This is a genomic window from Actinosynnema sp. CS-041913 (genome assembly GCF_050942485.1).
Lineage (GTDB): Bacteria > Actinomycetota > Actinomycetes > Mycobacteriales > Pseudonocardiaceae > Actinosynnema.
This window is the reverse complement of the sequence record NZ_CP192037.1, coordinates 2818999-2838041: the sequence shown is the minus strand read 5'-3', so window position 1 is coordinate 2838041 and position 19043 is coordinate 2818999. Positions and strand designations below refer to the sequence as shown.

Sequence of the window (19043 nt, the reverse complement as noted above, 5' to 3'; positions counted from 1 at the left end):
CGGATCAGACCTCCTTCACGGCGGCGTTCTTGCCGGCCGACAGGGCCCGCTCGTCGGCGCCCGCCTGGACGGCCCCGCCCAAGCCGGAGAGCTTCGGGTTGGACAGGGACTTCGACTTGGAGACCAGCACGACCAGCGGGTGCGTGACCAGGAAGACCACGACCAGGTCGAGCACGGTCGACATGCCGAGGGTGAACGCGAAGCCCTTCACCTGGCCCACCGCGATCATCCACAGGATGGCCGAGGCGAGGAAGCTGACCGCGTCCGCCGACAGGATGGTACGACGGGACCGGACCCAGGCGCGCGGCACGGCCGAGCGGAACGACCGGCCTTCGCGCACTTCGTCTTTCAGTCGTTCGAAGAAGACGACGAACGAGTCCGCCGTGATGCCGATGGAGACGATGAAGCCGGCGATGCCCGCGAGGTCGAGGGTGAAGCCCATCCAGCGGCCGAGCAGCACCAGCACGCCGTAGACCACGCCGCCGGACAGGACCAGCGACAGGATCGTCAGCACGCCGAGCAGGCGGTAGTAGACGAGGCAGTAGAGGAACACCAGCGCGAGGCCGATGCCGCCCGCGATCAGGCCCGCCTTGAGCGAGGCCAGGCCCAGCGTCGCGGACACCGTCTCCGCCTCGGACGCCTCGAACGACAGCGGCAGCGAGCCGTACTTCAGCACGTTGGCCAGGCCGTCGGCTTCCTTCTGGGTGAACTTGCCGGAGATCTGCGTCGAACCGCCCAGGATGGGCTCGTTGATGTTCGGCGCGGACACCACCTGGCTGTCCAGCACCACGGCGACCTGCTGGGACACGTTCGCCGAGGTGAACTGACCCCACTTGTCGCCGCCGTCGCCCTTGAAGGTGAGGTTGACGATGAAGCCGGCACCCTGCGGGTCGGTGCCCGACACGGCGTTGTCGATGTCCTCGCCGCTCAGCCGCGAGTAGAGGCTGAAGTCGTCGTCCTTGACGGTGCCGTCCTTGGGCGGGTCGACCGGCGCGAGGACGTACTTGAACTCGCTCTTCTGGTCACACGTCAGCAGCGGCAGCGACGGGTCGTCGTTGCCCAGCAGCGGGTCCTTCTTGGGGCACGTGAACGCGGTCAGCGCCTGCGAGACGGTCTGCGCGTCCAGCGTGGTGAGCGCCGGGTCCTGGCGGCAGGTGCGGGACTCGTTGATGGAGTCCTCGGGCTTCTCCGAGTACTCGCCGCTGAACACCTTGCGGCAGTCGACCTCGGGCTTGGCCGGCGCGGACGTCGTCGTGGCGGGCGACGTCGTGGTCGCGGGCGACTCGGTGGTCGCCGGCTGGACCTCCGGAGCCGGGGCGGGCCTGCCCTGGGCCGTCGTGGTCGGCGCGGACGCGGTCTCGGAGCCGGACGGGGCGCCCGGTGTCGTGGTCGGCGCGGCCGAACCCGAGGTGGCCGGGGCGCTCGACGACGCGGGCGCGGGCTCCGGCGCGTTCGGCAGCGGGGAGCCGACCACCTTGCGGAAGTTCAGCTTCGCCGTCTGGCCGAGGCGCTTGGCGCCCTCGCTGTCGGAGCCGGGGACCGTGATCACCAGGTTGGTGCCGTCGCGGACGACCTCGGCGCCGCTGACGCCGAGCCCGTTCACCCGGGTCTCGATCAACTCCCGGGCCTGGTCGAGCGCCTGTTCCGTCGGCGTCTGGCCGTCCGGGGCACGTGCGGTCAGCGTGACCCTCGTGCCACCCTGGAGGTCGATGCCGAGCTTGGGAGTCGCTTTGCCGCCCCCGGTGAAGAACACCAAGGAGTACATCGCGACCACGATGAGGACAAACGCGCCCAAGTACTTCGCGGGGCGGATTTGCCCGGCCGGAGGTGCCACGGTCCGTCCGTCTCCTAGAACTCCGAAGATGATGTCGAACGCCGCCGCGACCGTGTGCACGGATCAAGGCAGCGCTTGCCCGCCCGGCACTGCCCTGCCGGGTGATTGCGCAGCGTACCCCGCACCGTGTGAGTTGTCTGTCACCGGATCTCATCCGGCTGCGGACCGCCCCGGAGCAATCCCCGACCAGCCATAAGGCGTTCACCGGGCCAATCGCATCGGCCGTTCGGCGTTCACACTTGACCTGGTCGCGAGCGGTGATTCAGCACGGGAATCGGCACGCGGCGGCGAAAGGATTGTGCCGCTTGCGCGGCACAACCCCATTGCCTTTCCTCGCTACTTCTTGGTGTCCTGCTGAACCGGCTCGGCGACCACCGCGTCGGTCTCGTCGACGTCGTCGACCACCGCGTCGGTCTCGGTGTCGGCCACGACCTTCTCCCGGACCGCCTGCCGCAGCCACGTCGTGACGACGCCCTCGGCGATCTCCAGGTCGATGGTCGTCTCGTCGCTCGCGTCGGCGACGGTCGCGTACAGCCCGGAGGTGGTCATGACCCGGTCACCCGGCTCCAGGGAGTTGAGCAGCTTCTGCTGCTCGGCGACCGCCCGCTTCTGCTTCCGCGCGCTGAGGAACAGCGGCACGGCCAGCAGCACGAGCAACAGCGGGAACATCAAGGAAGACAGGTTGCCCATCATTCTCCGTTCAACCGGCGCGGCGGGACAGGTCTGCCCGGAACGTCCGGATTTCTGGGGTGCCGCCGCCGATTGTGCCAGGTCAGCAATCCCGATCAGTCGCCGGCGTCGTCGAACAGCGTGCGGGTGGCCTCACCGGGGGCCTTCGCGGGCGGCTGGAGCCCCAAGTGCAGCCACGCCGAGGCGGTCGCGACCCGGCCGCGCGGCGTGCGGGCCAACATACCGGCCCGCACCAGGTAGGGCTCGCACACCTCCTCCACGGTGGTGGGCTCCTCCCCCACCGCGACGGCGAGCGTCGAGACGCCCACCGGGCCGCCGCCGAACGACCTGACCAGCGCGCCCAGCACCGCCCGGTCCAGCCGGTCCAGGCCCAGTTCGTCCACGTCGTACACGGCCAGCGCGGCGCGGGCGACGTCGAGGGTGACCGCGCCGTCCGCGCGCACCTCGGCGAAGTCCCGCACCCGGCGCAGCAGCCGGTTGGCGATCCGGGGTGTGCCGCGCGAGCGGCCGGCGATCTCCCGGCCGCCGTCCTCGCGCAGGTCGACGCCCAGGATCTTGGCGGACCGCCGGATGATCAGCTCCAGCTCGTCGGCGCGGTAGAACTCCATGTGCCCGGTGAACCCGAACCGGTCGCGCAGCGGCCCGGTCAGCGCCCCGGACCGGGTGGTCGCACCGACCAGCGTGAACGGGGCGATGTCCAGCGGGATGCTGGTCGCGCCCGGCCCCTTGCCGACCACCACGTCGACCCGGAAGTCCTCCATCGCCAGGTAGAGCATCTCCTCGGCGGGGCGGGCGATCCGGTGGATCTCGTCGATGAACAGCACGTCGCCCTCGACCAGGTTGGACAGCATCGCGGCGAGGTCGCCCGCGCGCTCCAGCGCCGGGCCGGACGTGATGCGCAGGGACGCGCCCAGCTCGGCCGCGATGATCATGGCGAGGCTGGTCTTGCCGAGGCCGGGAGGGCCGGACAGCAGCACGTGGTCCGGCGGTGAGCCGCGCCGCAGGGCTCCGTGCAGCACCAGTTCAAGCTGCTCGCGCACCTTCGGCTGGCCGACGAACTCGTGCAGGTCCTTGGGGCGCAGGGTGGACTCGACGTCCCGCTCGGCGGGGTCCGGCAGCGGGTTGAGGGTGTCGTCCTCCTCCGGGAACTCGGCACTCACCGCTTGCGGCCCAACGCGGCGAGTGCCTTGCGGAGGACCTCGGACGTGCCCAGCGCGCCGTCCTCGGCGAGCACGGCGTCCACGGTCTGCTCGGCCTGCTTCGCCGGGAACCCGAGGCCCAGCAGCGCTTCGGAGACCTGGGTGCGCACCTGGCCGGTGCCCTGCGCCGCGGCGGGCGCTGTCTGGAGCTGCCCGACCTTGTCCCGCAGCTCGATGACGAGCCGTTCCGCGCCCTTGCGGCCGATGCCGGGCACCTGGGTGAGCACGGTGAGGTTGCCCTCGGCCAGCGCGGCGCGCAGCTTGTCCGGCTCCAGCACGGCCAGCGTCGCCAGCGCGAGCCTCGGCCCGATCCCGGACACCGTCTGGAGCAGCCCGAACAGCTCGCGCGCCTCGGCGTCGGCGAACCCGAACAGGGTCAGCGAGTCCTCCCGCACCACGAGCGCGGTGGACAGCAGGGCCTCCTCGCCGCGGCGCAGCGCGGCCAGCGTGGCGGGCGTGGCCTGCACGGCGAAGCCGACACCCCCGACCTCCACGACCGCGTGATCGAGTCCGATGGACAGCACCTGCCCACGAAGCGACGAAATCACTTGGTCTTCCCTCCGGTCTTGGCCGCCGTCGGCGGGGCCGACAGCCGGGCACTGGCTTCGGCAAGTCTCGCGCGGTGCGTCCGGGCGAGTTCGGCCGCCCTCGCTTGGGCCTCCTCCAGCCGCGACCGCATCGGTGCGCGCCACAGGTGGCAGATGGCCAGCGCCAGCGCGTCGGCGGCGTCGGCGGGCCTGGGCGCGGTCTTGAGGCCGAGCAGCTTGGTGACCATGGCCGTGACCTGGGCCTTGTCCGCCCGACCCGACCCGGTGACGGCGGCTTTGACCTCGCTCGGCGTGTGGAACACGACCGGCAGGCTGCGCCGCGCGGCGGCGAGCGCGACCACGCCGCCGGCCTGCGCGGTGCCCATCGCGGTGCGCACGTTGTACTGGCTGAACACCCGCTCCACGGCCACCACCTGCGGCTGGTAGCGGTCCAGCCACTCCTCCGCCGCGTCCGAGAGCAGCAGCAGCCGCTCGGCCAGGTCCGCCTCCACGGGGGTGCGCACGACGTCCACCGCGATCGGCCGCACGGTGCGGCCGGGACCGCCGTCGACCACCCCGAAACCGCACCGGGTCAAGCCGGGGTCGACTCCGAACACGCGCACGCTGGTCCCCTCGAAAGCCCGCCACGAACACCAGTTCGAACCGTACCGGGTGGCAGCCCGCGTACCTGGAGCGACACGCTTTCAGTGACCAACGGACACCCTGCGGTCGACACAGCGTCACCAGGTCACTACAGTGGCTCGGTCCCACTGATCGACTCCAGTCGCGGCATAGGCGGGGTGCCATGACCCTGAGGCGGTTCAGCGCCGTCACCGCTGCCGTCTGCCTGCTGTTGGTCGGCGTGGTGACGCTGGTCGTCTCCGGGGTGCTGGACCGTCCGACGTCGGTCGCGATCGACAAGTTCACGCAGCTCACGGGCGCGACGGCGGCGATGGTCTGCTACTGGCGCGCCGGCCTGCGCAGGCAGGGCACGGCCCGCCGCTGGCGGCTGTGGATGGCTGCCTCGATGGCGAGCCTCGTGGTCGGGCTGTGCGCGTGGATCTGGGGCCAGGTGTTCCTGGGCGTCTCGCTGCCGTCCACCACGGTCGCGCCGCTGGGGTTCATCCTGGTGCCGGTGCTGGCCCTGTTCGCGGTGCTGGTGCTGGGCCACGGCGGCACGGGGTCGCTGCCCAACCACCGCAGCCGGCTGGTGATCGTGCTGGACGGGCTGATCGTGGTCGGCTCGCTGTTCGTGCTCACCTGGGTGTCGCTGCTGGAGTCGATGGTGCGGGCGTGGGCCACCTCCGGTCCGGGCTTCGCGACCGTGGTGGCGCACCCGGCGGCGTACCTGGTGCTGCTGGTCGTGCTGCTGGTGTCGTCGTGGTCGCACCGCTCGGTGCGACAGCTTCCGGTGCTGTTCCTGGCGGTGGCGGCGCTGGCGCAGTCCGCGTCCGGCTGGGTGTTCGCGTTCCTGGTGAGCAAGGGCGCGACCACCATCCCGACGGCCGCCGACATCGGCTTCATGGTGTGCCCGGCACTGTTCTTCCTGTCCTCGATCGCGCCGAGCAGCGGCAGCCGGGAGCGCTCGGCGTCGGGCCGGCTGCGCGCGGGCGAGATGCTGCACATCCTGGTGCCGTACCTGCCGATGCTGGTGACCGGCCTGTTCATCGTGGTGGGCACGGCGACCGGCGTGCGGCTGAACCCGTTCGAGATCTACGTGGGCCTCGGCGTGGTGCTGCTGGTGATCGCGCGGCAGCTATTCACGCTGATCGACAACGTGCGGCTGCTGGAACAGCTACGGGACAGCCGGGAACGGCTGCGGCACCAGGCGTACCACGACCCGCTGACCGGGGTGGCGAACCGCGTGCTGTTCCGCGAGCGCCTCAACGCCGCGCTGGACGGGCCGGACCCGCTGGTGGTGCTGTTCATCGACGTGGACGGCTTCAAGGACGTCAACGACAACTACGGCCACGCGGAGGGCGACGCGGTGCTGCGGATCGTCGCCGAGCGCCTCCAGCACTGCGTGCGCCCGCAGGACACGGTGGCCCGGCTGGGCGGCGACGAGTTCGGCATCCTGGTGGACGGCTACCCGTCGCCGCCGGAGGAGATCGGCAACCGGGTGCTGGAGGCGATGTCGCACCCGCACCGGACGGCCGGCGGCGAGCACCGCATCCGGGCCAGCATCGGCATCTCGCACCGGGCCACCCACGACCCGGCGCTCACCGCGGACGACCTGCTGGGCAGCGCCGACGCGGCCATGTACACGGCGAAACGACTGGGCAAGGGCATGGTCGTGGTGCACGGATCGGTGGAGGCGGAACTGACATGACCCCGGACGAGGCCGTCGAGTTACTGGGCCTGGCGGAGCTACCCGTGGAAGGAGGGCACTTCGGGCAGTCGTGGCGGTCGGTGGAGGCGTCGGCCATCTACTACCTGTTGCGGGCCCCGGAGTTCTCGGGCCTGCACCGGCTGACGAACCTGGAGATCTACGCCTACCACGCGGGCGCGCCGCTGCGGATGCTGCTGCTGCGGCCCGACGGCACCGTCGAGGAACCCGTGGTGGGGCTGGACCTGGCGGCGGGCCAGCGTCCGCAGATCGCCGTGGAGCCCGGAGTGTGGCAGGCGAGCGAGCCGGCCGGCGACTGGTCGCTGGTGGGCACCGTCGTGGTGCCGCCGTACACGGACGACGTGGTGACCTTCGCGAAGGCCGCCGACCTGGAGCCGGTCTACCCGACGCACGCCGAGCGGATCCGCCGCTTCTGCCGGTTCTGACCCGAACCCTTTCCGGCTTCGGCCGGGTCTCAACCGGTGTCACCGCCCGACTTGTGTCCGGGCGAACCACGTGCAGGGGGAATTGGCGATGCCGGACGACACGCAGTTCGCGCGCGACACCGAGCGGTACCGTCGCGAGCTGTTGGCGCACTGCTACCGGATGCTGGGCTCGGTGCAGGACGCCGAGGACCTGGTGCAGGAGACGTACCTGCGGGCGTGGCGGGCGTACGGGAACTTCGAGGGCCGTTCGTCGGTGCGGGCGTGGCTGTACCGCATCGCGACCAACGCCTGCCTGACCGCGTTGCAGCACCACAGCAGGCGCGTCCTGCCGTCCGGGCTGGTCGGGCCGAGCGGCGACCCGTACCGGGAGCCCGTGCCGGCCGGGCCGGAAGTCCAGTGGCTGCAACCGATCCCGGACGCCTTGGTGACGTCGGAGGAGGACGACCCGGCGACGGTGGTGGCGACCCGGGACAGCATCCGGCTGGCTCTCGTGGCGAGTCTCCAGTACCTGCCTTCGCGGCAGCGGGCCGTGCTGCTGCTGCGTGAGGTGCTCGCTTTTCCGGCGGCGGAGGTCGCCGAGATGCTCGACACGTCGACGGCGGCGGTGAAGAGCGCGCTGCGCCGGGCGCGGGTGCGGCTGGACTCGGTCGACCCGGAGAGGCGGGCGTCCGAGCCGATGGAGCGGGAGGCGCGCGAACTGCTCCAGCGGTACGTGAAGGCTTTCGAGACCAGTGACGCGGCGGCTCTGGAGGAACTGTTGCGCGCCGACGCGACCCTGGAGATGCCTCCGTCCTCGACGTGGTTCTCGGGCAAGGCGACTTGCGCGCCGTTCATCGCCACTTATGCCGTGGGTGATCCCGGTGACTGGCGGGTGGTGCCGGTGGCCGTGAACGGCGGGCCGGGGGCTGTGTCGTACTTGCGTGGTCAGGATGGCGTGTATCGGGCTTACGCGGTGATCGTGCTGGATCTCGCGGTGGACGGGATCGCCGGGATCACGCTGTTCGGCGATCCCGGCGTGGTGTCCCGGTTCGGCCCGCCGGTGCTTGTCGAGCCTGGGCGTGAGCGAACCGCATCGGAGCCGGCGCGGCCAGCGCACCGCCGTTGAACGCCGGACCCGGCTGCAGCTCACCGCTTTGACCCACATGACCGTCGAGCGGTTGACGCCCATGGAATCCGACTCTCATACCAGGTGTGGCGCCGATTCAGCCGGTCCGCTTGGGACTGCCTGCCCGGCGGCGTGGGCGGCCAGGGTGGCAGCCGCCCTGGCGTGTTCGGCGGCGTCGTTGGCCGCGTCCATCGCGTCGGATGCCGCCTGGACGGCCGCGTTCGCGTGCTCGGCGGCCTCCGTCGCGCAACGGGCCGCTTCGACCGCTCGGTCCGCCTGCTCCACGGCGCCCGCCGCACGTGCGGCCTCGGCCTGTTCCCGCGCCACCGCTGCGGCGGTGCGCGCCTGTGCCCCGGCGTCCCAGGCAGTGCCTGTCAGGTCCTGGGCGGCGGCGAGCAGCGCGGTGTCACGCAATGCCGTCGCGGCCTGGTCCCGTAGCGCCCGCACGTGCGACTCGCCCAACCCGATCTCGATCTCCGCGCCGATCGTCAGGGAGACGCCGGACTCCAGGCTGCCCAGCAAGGCGACCTCTACGCGGTCGCCGACCCGTCAGACCCACGGCGCAGCGGACATCGTCCCGCATCCACGTCATGACCCCGCCACCCCGTTTCCACCGTGCGCCATCGTCGGATTCCTTTCTTCGGTGTGGCACATACCTCGGCGATGACCCCGCCACGACCCGTGAACAGGCGTTGACGTGGAGTCAGGCATGATGTGCGTTGAAGTGAGCGACCTCACTTGTGAGACATTACCCAGTTAATACTTACGTGACTAGTACGCTGACCGGGTGAACCGCCTGTCAGGAGGTAGCGTGCCGCTGTCAACGACTCCGACCGTCGTCCGCCGCTATGTGGCGTTCGAGCTGCGTCGGTTGCGCGAGGCCGCCGGGCGCAGCCAGGCCGACGCCGCCAAGAGGCTGGACACGGCGTCGACTCGGATCACGCACTTCGAGAGCGGGCGGAACCTGCCGAAGTTGCCTGACGTCGAGATCCTGCTGCCGTACTACGGCGCCCCTGAACTGGTCTCGCACCTACAGGACCTGATCTCCAGCGTGCGCACCGCCGGGCCGATCGTGGAACTGGATCTCGCGGACATGAAGCTGCCGACCGGCTTCGACATGTACGTGAGCCTTGAGCAGGGAGCCAGCCGCGTGATCACCTACGACGCGCTGGTCGTCATGGGCATTCTCCAGTGCCGCCGGTACGCGGCGGCGACCGTGCGGGGCCACCTCGGCGACGACCTGCCCGGCGACCAGCTCGACGCGGTGGTCGACCTCCGGATGCGTCGACAGGCGGCACTCGACCGGGCCGACCCCCGGCTGGAAGTCGTCTCGATCGTGGACGAGGGCGTGCTGCGCAAGGAGATCGGCGGCCGGGACGTGGCGACCGAACAACTCGCCTACCTGTTGGCGCTAGGCGACCGGGACAACGTCACGATCCGAGTGCTGCCCTACAGCGCCGGAGCGCACCAGGGATTCCACGGTGGCTTCATCAGGCTCGAATTCCCGATCCCTCGTGATCCTGGAGTCGTCTACCTCGAAGACCTGTCCGGCGGGCGGTATTACGACGATACTGACGTTATCGACAGGTACGTAGAGGTCGGCGACCGGCTGATGGAGTTGGCGCTGCCACCACGAGAGTCCCTGTCGTTGATCGACGCAGTCCGAAGGGAGCTAGCCGCATGACTACGACCTGGAACTGGCGGAAGGCCAGCCGGTCCACCGGCAACGGCGCGTGTGTAGAAGTCGGCACCGGGTCCGACACGTCACTGATCGCCGTCCGCGACAGCAAATCGGGCGACGCCGGGCCGGTCCTGACGTTCACCCGCCGTGGGATCACCGCGTTCCTCGCCAAGGCAAAGACGGGCAGTACGACGACCTGAGGCGGGGAGGCTGGGGGCGCTGTCTAGTCCAGCTTCCGCAGCAGCGGCACGACGTCCTCGGACACCTGGGTGAGGAAGCGCTCCTGGTCGTGCCCGGGACCGTGGAAGACCAGGTGGTTCAGGCCCGCGTCCAGGTACGGCTTGATCTGCGCCACCGCGTCCTCCGGATCGGAGGCGACGATCCAGCGCTTGGCCACCTGCTCGATCGGCAGCTCGTCCGCCAGCCGCTCCATCTCCTCGGCGCTGTCGACGCTGTGCTTCTGCTCGGGCGTGAGCGACAGCGGGGCCCAGAAGCGGGTGTTCTCAAGTGCCGCGTCGGGATCGCGGTCGTAGGACAGCTTGATCTCGATCATCCGGTCCACGTCCGCCGGGTCGCGGTCGGCGGCTTCCGCGCCCGCGGCCACGGCGGGCAGGAGCTGCTCGGTGTACAGGTCCATGCCCTTGCCGGACGTGCAGATGAACCCGTCGCCCGCGCGGCCCGCGTACTTGGCCACGGTCGGGCCGCCCGCCGCGATGTAGATCGGCACGGGGCGCTCCGGCCGGTCGTAGACCTTGGCGTTGACCAGCGTGTAGTAGTCGCCGGAGAAGTTGACGTTGTCGCTGGTCCACAGTTCGCGGATGAGCCTGACCGCCTCGCGCAGGCGACCGAAGCGCTCCTTGAACTCCGGCCACTGCCGGCCGGAGACGGCGATCTCGTTGAGCGCCTCGCCGGTGCCGACGCCGAGGAAGACCCGGTCTTCGTACAGCAGCGCCATGGTGGCGAACGCCTGCGCGATCACCGCCGGGTTGTAGCGGAACGTCGGCGTGAGCACGCTGGTGCCGATCCGGACCCGGCTGGTCCGCTCCCCCACCGCGGCCATCCAGGACAGCGCGAACGGCGCGTGCCCGCCTTCGTGCCGCCACGGCAGGAAGTGGTCGGACACCGTCACGCTGTCCAAGCCGACCTCTTCGGCCCGCACGGCGTACTCCACGAGGTCCCGTGGCCCGAACTGCTCCGCGGAGGCCTTGTAGCCGATCTGCAACCCCATTGCCGCTCCCTGTCGCCTTGATCCCCTTCCGCACTCTACGGACCTGTCCGGCCCGCAGCGCGCGGGGAAACTCACAACCGGTATGACCGGCGACGGGAGCGGTAGGGAGCGGTCAGCCCATCGTCTTCTGGCCGTCGAGCGTCTCGCGGAGGATGTCGGCGTGGCCGGCGTGCTGCGAGGTCTCCGCGATCAGGTGCAACAGCGCCCGCCGGACCGTCCAGGACGCGCCGGCTTCGAACCAGGGTGCGACCGGCAGCGGGTGGGAGGTGTCCAGGTCGAGGCCGGCGACCAGTTCCTCGGTCTTGCGCGCGGTCTCCTCGTAGGCCGCGAGCAGGCCTTCCAGCGTCTCGTCGGGCAGCATCCGGAAGCCGTTCACCCAGTCGCCCTGGACGCTCTCCATCAGCTCCGCGCCGCCGACCGCGAACCGCATCCAGCCTTCCTCCATGTCCCGCACGTGCTTGATGAGGCCGCCGAGGGACAGCGCGCTCGCGGTCGGGGTCTCCCGCGCCTGCTCGTCGGTCAGGCCCGCCACCGTGAAGCGCAGGAAGCCGCGGTGCTTGGCCAGGGTGGTCAGCAGGTCGGTCTGCTCGGTGGTCAACTGCGCGGTGCCGGTCATGGCTGCCTTCTTCCGTCGTCGTTGTGGACGACTCTAAGGCCCATTGCGGTCAACTACGGTCCTCGATTCCCACTGCGGGTGAAAATTCCGATTCCGGCTTACGCTCCCCGCGTGGACCTGCCCGTGATGCCACCCGTGCGCCCGATGCTGGCCAAGGCCGTGCGCGAGGTGCCGCGCGAGCCCGGCCTGGTCTACGAGCCGAAGTGGGACGGCTTCCGCTGCGTGGTGTTCCGCGACGGCGGCGAGCTGGAACTCGGCTCGCGCAACGACCGGCCGCTGACCCGCTACTTCCCCGAGGTGGCCGAACTGCTGGCCGCGGGCCTGCCGGAGCGGTGCGTGGTGGACGGCGAGATCGTCATCGTCACGCCCGACGGCCTGAGCTTCGACCTCCTCCAGCTTCGCCTGCACCCGGCGGCGTCGCGGGTGCGGAAGCTGGCCGTCGAGACGCCGGCCGCGTTCGTCGCGTTCGACCTGCTCGCGCTCGGCGACCGCGACCTGACCGCGACACCGTTCGGCGAGCGCCGCCACCTGCTGGAGAACGCCCTCCGGGACACGCCCGGCCTGTACCTGACACCCGCGACCGACGACCCCGACGTGGCCCAGGACTGGTTCACCCGGTTCGAGGGCGCGGGCTTCGACGGCGTGGTCGCCAAGCGCACCGACCTGCACTACGAGCAGGACCGCCGGGTGATGTGGAAGGTCAAGCACGAGCGCACGGCGGACTGCGTGGTCGCCGGGTTCCGCCGGCACAAGGACGGCGAGGGCGTCGGCTCGCTGATGCTCGGCCTCTACGACGAGGCGGGCGCGCTGCACCACGTCGGCGTGGCCAGCAGCTTCAGCGCCGCCCGCCGCCGGGAGCTGGTGGACGAGCTGGCGCCTTATCAGGAACGCGCGCTGGAGGACCACCCGTGGGGCGAGTGGGCACGCGTCGATGCCACCACGCCGGGCGGGCAGAGCCGGTGGGCGCCTGCCAAGTCGCTGTCCTGGGAACCGGTCCGCCCGGAGCTGGTGGCCGAGGTGCGCTACGAGCACCTCCAGGCGATGCGGTTCCGGCACACCAGCCGCCTGGTCCGCTTCCGCCCGGACCGCACGCCGGAGTCGTGCACGTACGCCCAGTTGGAAGAGGTGCCGCCGGCCGAGCTGACCGAGGTGTTCGGCCAGTAGCTGTGCGTCATCCTGGTCGGCATGAGCGACACCCCCGGCCGCCTGCTGTCCCTGCTGTCCCTGCTCCAGACCCCGCGCGAGTGGCCGGGCAGCGAGTTGGCCCGGCGGCTGGCGGTCAGCCCGCGCACCATCCGCCGGGACATCGACCGGTTGCGCGACCTGGGCTACCCGGTGCGCGCGACGATGGGCGCGGAAGGCGGGTACCGGTTGGCGGCGGGCACCGCGATGCCGCCGCTGCTGGTGGACGACGAGGAGGCGGTGGCCATCGCCGTCGGTCTGCGCACCGCCGCACGGCAGGCGGTGACCGGTATCGAGGAGGCTTCGGTCCGGGCGCTGGCGAAGCTGGAACAGGTCCTGCCGTCCCGCCTGCGCCACCGGGTCAGCGCGCTCGGCGCGGCGACCGTGCCGGTGTCGTTGAGCACCGGCGGGGCGACCGTGGACCCGGAGCACCTGACCACGCTGGCGTCCGTGATCGCCAACCGCGAGCGCCTGCGGTTCCACTACCTGGCGGCGGACGGCGCGGAGAGCCGCCGGCACGTGGAGGCCGGCCACCTGGTGCCGTCCGGTCGGCGCTGGTACCTGCTGGCGTTCGACCTGGAGCGGGACGACTGGCGCATCTTCCGGGTCGACCGGATGCAACGGCTGCTGCCCACGGGCGTCCGCGTGGAGCGGCGGGAACTGCCGGCGCCGGACACCGCGACCTACGTGCGGGAGCGGATGTTCAGCCTCGCCCCGACCTATCGGGCGGTGGTGACGGTGCACCTGCCGATCGCGGACGTCCGGGAGCGGTTGGGCGACTCACCGGAGGCCTTGGAGCCGGTCGGCGAGACCCGGACGCACGTGCGCAGCCACACCGACACGCTGGAGTACCTGGCGTTCCAGTTGGTGCAGTTGGGCTGCGAGTTCGAGGTGCACGAGCCGCCCGAGCTGGTGGCCTACTTGCAGGAGCTGCGGGGTCGCATCGACCGTGCGATTCCACCCGAGGCGGTGCGTGACGAGCTGACGCCGTGACGCTGCGGGGCCGAGCAGCCGCACTGCGGTTGAACCGGTCTCACGCCGCGCTCGCCGGCGCCCGGCCCGACTCCAGCACCACCTGCCCCGTCGGTGTCAGGCGGGCCGGGCCCGGTTGGGTGCCGATCAGGCCGGCTTGCGCCAGGCGTGGCCCGACGAACTGGTCGCAGCAGCACAGTCCGTCGACCAGCAGCGTGCCGGAGGCGTAGCTGCAGCGCCCGGCGGCGACGGCGCGCAGGACGGAACGGTCGCGGTGGGTGAGAGGGAGGGCGGTCATGGCACTGACTCCTTCGATCCGGGTCTCTACAACCCGTTCGACGAAGCAGCCTGCCGGGGATCGACACGACCCGCGGAAATTCCGGGTGTACCGATTCCGATTTCGTGCACTTTCGCGCTACGCGATGGCCGCCGCCGCCTGGCGGAACGCGTCCACCAACTGCGGCCACCGCGCGGCCCGGTCCCGGTTGATGGACTGCGGCGACGGGTGCGGCGCGTTGAACACCTTCAGGCCGTAGCCGCGCCCGGACAGGTTCCAGCCGGTGCCGGCGGGCGTGCCGAGGACGACCACCACCTTCAGGTCCTTGAGGATGCGCAGCAGCTCGACGAGGTAGGGCACGGCGGCCCGCAGCTCGGCGGGTGTCGGCGTGTGGCCCTTGAGGTGCCAGGGGACGACGTTCCAGTTCAGGCACGCCTGCCGGGACAGGCCCGCCTCCGCCAGGGCGGTGAAGCCGTTCACGGCGGTCTGGTCGTCGTTGTCCAGCGAGACCAGGCCGGACCCCGCCCGGGTCGGCGGCGACGCGGGACCGGGTGATTCCTGCAGCAGCAGGACCTTCGCGTTGACGCCGCCGCTGGCCGGGTCGAACAGCGGGACGTCCGCCTTGCGCTCGTCGGCGATCCGCCGGGCGAACTCGGTGAGCGGCTTCATGTGCGGGGCCTGGAGGAGCGTCATCTTGCGGGCGACGATCCGGGGGTCGCGGTGGCCTTTGGGCGACGCCGGGAACACGTTGGAGGGCACCCGCCGACTTTCCAACGGACGGCGACCTCCGACCATCCGCCGTCCGGGCGGATCCCCGTCGCGGAGCGTTCGCGATCACCCGCTATGTTGGTAATGATTACCGATACCATTGCCAACAAGGAGCGTCGTGAAAGTCGCCTTCGTGGGCAAGGGCGGCAGCGGGAAGACCACGCTGGCGTCGTTGTTCGCCTCCCACCTGTCCGCCGAGGGCCACCCGCTGCTGGCCATCGACGCGGACATCAACCAGCACCTGGCGGTGGCGTTGGGCATGTCCGAGGAGGACGCGGCCCGCCTGCCGGCGCTCGGCCGGCACCTGCCGCTGATCAAGGAACACCTGCGCGGCGCCAACCCGCGCATCCCCGACGCGGCGGGCATGATCAAGACGACGCCGCCCGGCCGCGGTTCCCGGCTGCTGCGCCTGGCGGAGGACAACCCGATCTACGACGCGTGCGTCCGCACCGTCGGCGGCGTGCGGCTCGCGGTGACGGGCCCGTTCGGGGACGACGACATCGGCGTCTCGTGCTACCACTCGAAGGTCGGCGCGACCGAGCTGCTGCTGAACCACCTGGTCGACCGGCCGGACGAGTACGTGGTGGTCGACATGACGGCGGGCGCGGACTCGTTCGCCTCGGGCCTGTTCACCCGCTTCGACCTGACGTTCCTGGTCTGCGAGCCGACCGTGCGCAGCGTCGGCGTGTACCGGCAGTACGTGGGCCACGCACGCGACTTCGGCGTGCGGGTGGCCGTGGTGGGCAACAAGGTCGACGGCCCGGAGGACATCGCGTTCCTGCGCGAGCGGGTGGGTGACGACCTGCTGACGTGGATCGGCCGCTCGGCGCACGTGCGGGCGGCGGAACGCGGGCACGTGCGGCCGATCGCCGAGCTGGAGCCGGAGAACCGCCGCGCGCTGCACACCCTGCGCGAGGCGGCCGACCGGGTGCGCCGCGACTGGGCGGCGTACCAGCGGCTCGCCGTCGAGTTCCACCTGCGCAACGCCAACGCCTGGGCCGGCGCGCACCTGGCCGACCAGGTAGACCCCGATTTCGTCCCAGCCTGATTGTCCCAGCCTGAAGGAGAAACCCTTGTCCCTCAACGTTCCCACCGCACTGCTGGCCCGAGCCGAGCAGGGCGCGGTGGACGACGCCGAGTTCGTCCAATGCGTCCGGGAGTCCCTGCCCTACGCCTGGGAGGTGATCAGCGAGGTCGCGAACACGCTGGGCGGCAACGACTTCGCCGACCACGCCGGCCCCCCGCCGAGCGAGCGGGAACGCGGCGAGCTGCTGCGGGCGCTCGCGTCCGACGCCATCCGAGGCGGCCTGGAACGCCACTTCGGCGTCACGCTGGCCTTCCAGAACTGCCACCGGGTCGCCGCCTTCGCCCCGTCGGCGGTGGACAGCGACCGCTACCGCGCGTTCGTGTCACCACGGGGCCAACTGCTCAACCAGTCGCCCGAGCTGCGGGACTGCTGAACACCCGGGCGGGACGGCCCGTCGCCGTCCCGCCCGCCGGTGCTAGCCGACGTGGGTGCGGGGCCGTTCCTCCCGCTCGCCGTCCACGAAGATGTCCACCTTCTCGTTGTAGAACGCCACCAGTCCCGCGATCCTCTGGCTCTCCGGCAACGGCGTCCGGTAGCCCCAGACGATGTTCTCGTGCACCTCGTCGCCCACCGCCACCGACCAGTACTCCGCCGTGCCCTTGTACGGGCAGCTCGTACGCAGGTCGGTGTGCCGCAACAGGTCTATCCGCACATCGGTCAACGGCAGGTAGTACCGGGCCGGCAGGCCGGTCTCGAACAGGATCACCGGGCGGTGCGAGTCGGCCACCGTCACGCCGCCGACCTCCACCCGCACGTGCCGGCTGCTGGGCAGCGCGTCGACCCGGGTGTACGGATCACGCGGGTGGACGTAGACGGGTTCGTCCTCCTCGAACCACTCGTCCATCGCGTCCCACTCCAGGCGCACCAGGTCGCGCAGCGCCTCCAACGGCGACTCCGGGTACCGCAGCGCCGCGCCCGCCGCGACCGCGCCGCCGACCTTCACGTCGTGCACCGCGCCGTCGCCCCGACTGGGCGAGCGCCTGGTCTCCCCGGTCGGCACCAGGGACGCCTTCACGTCCGATGCCGGGACGTAATACGTCGGGTAGTACGGCTTCTCCCACACCAGCGCGGGCCGGACCGTGTCCGCCACCAGTTCGCCCGCCAGATACGCCCGGACTCGCTTGGTCCCCGTCTCGACCCGAACTCGTCCGCGTTCCGAAGCACTCATGGCACCGACGCTACGCCCGGCGACGGGTATCGGTGGTAACACCGGATGCCGTCGGCTTCACCCCTTCAGGCGGCTCCGGTCTTGGACATCCGGAGCGTGTCGAGGGCGGTGAGACGTAGATCGCTCATGCCGGTCCGGCATGGGCACGGGTATTGGACCGCTGCCGCTCGCGCTGGTTGGCTGGACCGGTGAGTTCCGACGTCTCCCCGGCCGAAGCCGCGCCGCCGCACCCCAACGTGGCCCTGGTCCACCGCTTCTACCAGGCCTACGGCGGTGACGATGTCGCCGCGTTGGCGGAGTTCTTCGCCGACGACATCCGGTGGACCATTCCCGGCCACCACCCGCTGTCCGGCACGAAGGTGGGCGCGACCGAGGTGCTCGCGTTCTTCGCGCAGCTCGCCAAGGCCGGGTTCCGCGCCGAGCCGATCTTCCTCGCCGCCGACGGCGAGTGGGTGGTCGACCTGCACCGGGGCTGGAGCACCGACCCCGAGGGGCTGGACATCACCTGGGCGCTGGCGTTCCGCATCCGGGACGGCAAGATCGCCGAGGCCGTCAACTTCGCGGCGGACCAGCACGCGGCCGACGCGTACTTCTGGCGGAAGTACCCGCTGACCACCGTGCCGGAACGCCTCGCCTGACCCTCGGCTCCGTGCCGGAACGCCTCGTCTGACCCTCGCCCCCGTGCCGGAACGCCCGGCCGCATCCCTGCCCGCGCGGAACGACTCGCCTAACCCACCGGAGCCGCCGGGCGTCGTTGTGGCGCCTGGTAAGCCCAGTTCCACACCGCCTCCACCGGACCACGGCGGAACCGGGCCATCCACCACGACGCGCCGACCACGAGCAGTGCCGACACGACGAGCCACATGCCTGCCGTGAACCACACGCCCCAGTGCCCGAACCGCGCCACCAGATCGAACCCCCACTGGTAGCACAGCACTGACGCGATCAGGTTCTGCGCGATGTAACACGTCAACGCCGACCGCCCGACCGCCGTCACACCCCGCCGCACCGGCCCGGCCGACGCACGCATCCGATGGACCAGGGCAGTGACCCCGCCCAGCAACCCGAACGCCACCAGCGGCGCGCACAAATACCGGTCCACGGCGAACCACGCCCCGCCGGCCAACGTCGTCAGCACGTTCAGCGGCAGCCCGACCCCCAGGCCCCACACCATCAGCCGGCGCTGGATGCGTTGTCCCCGCAAGGAATCCTCCAACGCGCCGGCCCGCAGCAGCCGAGCGCCCGCCAGGAACAGCACGGTGCTCAACGGCAGCACGAACACCGCTTCCAGCCGCAGCGCCAGGAAGTTGTCCAGCCGCGACTGGACGTGCGCGGGCCAGCTCGACGTGTCGATCGCGAGTCCGCCGCTGACCGACGCCTCACCGGCGAGCATCCCGAGCGTCAACAGCCCGACGAACGCCACGTGCACCGCCAGAGCGCCGACCAGCCACCCCCGCACCACCCGACCGCTGCGCCCCACCAGGAACGCCACCAGCACGGACACCAGCGCGTAGAACATCAGCACGTCGAACTCGAAGATCAGCACGAAGTGCAGCAGCCCTTCGAACAGCAGCAACGCCGACCGCCACAGGTACCAGCCGGGCCAGCGCAGGCCGCGCCGGACCGCCGAGTCGTGCTGCAACGCCAACCCGATCCCGAACATGATGGACAACAGCGCGAGGAACTTGCCGTTGCTGGCCATCCGCAGCAACGCCTCGCCCGCGCCCGACGCGCCCGCCAGGAACCCGCTCGGCCCCGCCGGATCGGTGAAGATCCAGATGTTGGTGCCGAGCGTGCCCAGGATGGCGACGCCGCGCAGCACGTCCAAAGCCGTGATCCGACCGCCCATATCCCCCTCCGGTGAAATTCCCCGGTAGAAACTAGGGCGGCCCCGGACCTCCCCGAGTCGGCCGATGGTCTTCCCGGATGTCGCACCT

Annotated in this window: 22 protein-coding genes; 10 read left to right on the top strand and 12 right to left on the bottom strand. The window is 71.0% G+C overall.

Going from position 1 to position 19043, the window contains the following annotated elements:
- Positions 1-4: 4 nt before the first annotated feature.
- From secD to ruvC, 5 genes are all read right to left on the bottom strand, one after another.
- A complete protein-coding gene (secD, locus tag ACQPZF_RS13690) occupies positions 5-1834 on the bottom strand; it encodes a protein translocase subunit SecD (protein ID WP_433271769.1) in 1830 nt (609 codons plus the stop codon).
- A 336-nt stretch (positions 1835-2170) separates the two neighbouring features.
- A complete protein-coding gene (yajC, locus tag ACQPZF_RS13685) occupies positions 2171-2515 on the bottom strand; it encodes a preprotein translocase subunit YajC (protein WP_433274546.1) in 345 nt (114 codons plus the stop codon).
- 104 nt (positions 2516-2619) lie between these two features.
- Positions 2620-3684 (bottom strand): Holliday junction branch migration DNA helicase RuvB, encoded by a 1065-nt coding sequence (gene ruvB, locus ACQPZF_RS13680; protein ID WP_433271768.1) that lies wholly within the window; start codon positions 3682-3684, stop codon positions 2620-2622.
- Entirely contained in the window at positions 3681-4271 is a 591-nt protein-coding gene (ruvA, locus tag ACQPZF_RS13675) for a Holliday junction branch migration protein RuvA (RefSeq protein WP_433271767.1), read from the bottom strand. Before ruvA ends, ruvB begins: the two co-directional genes overlap by 4 nt.
- Positions 4268-4873 carry a crossover junction endodeoxyribonuclease RuvC gene (ruvC, locus tag ACQPZF_RS13670; protein ID WP_433271766.1) on the bottom strand — a complete coding sequence of 202 codons (606 nt, stop codon included), beginning with the start codon at positions 4871-4873 and terminating at the stop codon, positions 4268-4270. The genes ruvA and ruvC overlap by 4 nt, the downstream gene beginning before the upstream one ends.
- 182 nt (positions 4874-5055) lie before the next feature.
- On the opposite strand from ruvC, the gene ACQPZF_RS13665 reads away from it, so the two are divergent.
- From ACQPZF_RS13665 to ACQPZF_RS13655, 3 genes are all read left to right on the top strand, one after another.
- On the top strand, positions 5056-6579 hold the full coding sequence (locus ACQPZF_RS13665; RefSeq protein WP_433271765.1) for a diguanylate cyclase domain-containing protein: 1524 nt from the start codon (positions 5056-5058) through the stop codon (positions 6577-6579).
- The gene (locus tag ACQPZF_RS13660) at positions 6576-7022 is read left to right on the top strand and encodes a cupin domain-containing protein (protein WP_433271764.1); all 447 of its coding nucleotides are present in this window, start codon (positions 6576-6578) and stop codon (positions 7020-7022) included. The genes ACQPZF_RS13665 and ACQPZF_RS13660 overlap by 4 nt, the downstream gene beginning before the upstream one ends.
- A gap of 70 nt (positions 7023-7092) precedes the next feature.
- On the top strand, positions 7093-8127 hold the full coding sequence (locus ACQPZF_RS13655) for a sigma-70 family RNA polymerase sigma factor (protein ID WP_433271763.1): 1035 nt from the start codon (positions 7093-7095) through the stop codon (positions 8125-8127).
- A 75-nt stretch (positions 8128-8202) separates the two neighbouring features.
- Here the strand turns inward: ACQPZF_RS13655 and ACQPZF_RS13650 are convergent, their stop codons facing one another.
- Positions 8203-8649, bottom strand: a complete 447-nt coding sequence (locus ACQPZF_RS13650; protein ID WP_433271762.1) for a hypothetical protein — start codon at positions 8647-8649, stop codon at positions 8203-8205.
- A gap of 289 nt (positions 8650-8938) precedes the next feature.
- Here ACQPZF_RS13650 and ACQPZF_RS13645 point away from each other — a divergent pair, with 289 nt between their 5' ends.
- The gene (locus ACQPZF_RS13645) at positions 8939-9811 is read left to right on the top strand and encodes a helix-turn-helix domain-containing protein (protein ID WP_433271761.1); all 873 of its coding nucleotides are present in this window, start codon (positions 8939-8941) and stop codon (positions 9809-9811) included.
- Positions 9808-10008 carry a DUF397 domain-containing protein gene (locus tag ACQPZF_RS13640; protein ID WP_433271760.1) on the top strand — a complete coding sequence of 67 codons (201 nt, stop codon included), beginning with the start codon at positions 9808-9810 and terminating at the stop codon, positions 10006-10008. Before ACQPZF_RS13645 ends, ACQPZF_RS13640 begins: the two co-directional genes overlap by 4 nt.
- Before the next feature lie 23 nt (positions 10009-10031).
- Here the strand turns inward: ACQPZF_RS13640 and fgd are convergent, their stop codons facing one another.
- Positions 10032-11036, bottom strand: a complete 1005-nt coding sequence (fgd, locus tag ACQPZF_RS13635; RefSeq protein ID WP_433271759.1) for a glucose-6-phosphate dehydrogenase (coenzyme-F420) — start codon at positions 11034-11036, stop codon at positions 10032-10034.
- A gap of 112 nt (positions 11037-11148) precedes the next feature.
- The gene (locus tag ACQPZF_RS13630; RefSeq protein ID WP_433271758.1) at positions 11149-11652 is read right to left on the bottom strand and encodes a DinB family protein; all 504 of its coding nucleotides are present in this window, start codon (positions 11650-11652) and stop codon (positions 11149-11151) included.
- 111 nt (positions 11653-11763) lie between these two features.
- Between ACQPZF_RS13630 and ACQPZF_RS13625 the strand changes: the two genes are divergently transcribed.
- Together ACQPZF_RS13625 and ACQPZF_RS13620 are read left to right on the top strand one after the other, a co-directional pair.
- Positions 11764-12816, top strand: coding sequence for an ATP-dependent DNA ligase (locus ACQPZF_RS13625; protein ID WP_433271757.1), 1053 nt, complete (start codon positions 11764-11766; stop codon positions 12814-12816).
- Between the two features lie 21 nt (positions 12817-12837).
- Positions 12838-13827, top strand: a complete 990-nt coding sequence (locus tag ACQPZF_RS13620; RefSeq protein ID WP_433271756.1) for a helix-turn-helix transcriptional regulator — start codon at positions 12838-12840, stop codon at positions 13825-13827.
- A 40-nt stretch (positions 13828-13867) separates the two neighbouring features.
- Here ACQPZF_RS13620 and ACQPZF_RS13615 read toward each other — a convergent pair whose 3' ends face one another.
- Entirely contained in the window at positions 13868-14104 is a 237-nt protein-coding gene (locus ACQPZF_RS13615; RefSeq protein WP_433271755.1) for a hypothetical protein, read from the bottom strand.
- Between the two features lie 117 nt (positions 14105-14221).
- Complete coding sequence (locus ACQPZF_RS13610; RefSeq protein ID WP_433271754.1) at positions 14222-14842, bottom strand: uracil-DNA glycosylase; 621 nt, start codon at positions 14840-14842, stop codon at positions 14222-14224.
- A gap of 127 nt (positions 14843-14969) precedes the next feature.
- Between ACQPZF_RS13610 and ACQPZF_RS13605 the strand changes: the two genes are divergently transcribed.
- Together ACQPZF_RS13605 and ACQPZF_RS13600 are read left to right on the top strand one after the other, a co-directional pair.
- Positions 14970-15899 (top strand): ATP-binding protein, encoded by a 930-nt coding sequence (locus ACQPZF_RS13605; RefSeq protein WP_433271753.1) that lies wholly within the window; start codon positions 14970-14972, stop codon positions 15897-15899.
- Positions 15900-15924: 25 nt separating this feature from the next.
- Positions 15925-16311, top strand: a complete 387-nt coding sequence (locus ACQPZF_RS13600) for an SCO5389 family protein (protein ID WP_433271752.1) — start codon at positions 15925-15927, stop codon at positions 16309-16311.
- Between the two features lie 42 nt (positions 16312-16353).
- Here the strand turns inward: ACQPZF_RS13600 and ACQPZF_RS13595 are convergent, their stop codons facing one another.
- Positions 16354-17106, bottom strand: coding sequence for a DUF427 domain-containing protein (locus tag ACQPZF_RS13595; RefSeq protein WP_433271751.1), 753 nt, complete (start codon positions 17104-17106; stop codon positions 16354-16356).
- A gap of 188 nt (positions 17107-17294) precedes the next feature.
- Between ACQPZF_RS13595 and ACQPZF_RS13590 the strand changes: the two genes are divergently transcribed.
- A complete protein-coding gene (locus tag ACQPZF_RS13590) occupies positions 17295-17744 on the top strand; it encodes a nuclear transport factor 2 family protein (RefSeq protein WP_433271750.1) in 450 nt (149 codons plus the stop codon).
- 89 nt (positions 17745-17833) lie between these two features.
- Here the strand turns inward: ACQPZF_RS13590 and ACQPZF_RS13585 are convergent, their stop codons facing one another.
- Positions 17834-18955, bottom strand: coding sequence for a DUF418 domain-containing protein (locus ACQPZF_RS13585; protein ID WP_433271749.1), 1122 nt, complete (start codon positions 18953-18955; stop codon positions 17834-17836).
- Positions 18956-19043 lie beyond the last annotated feature (88 nt).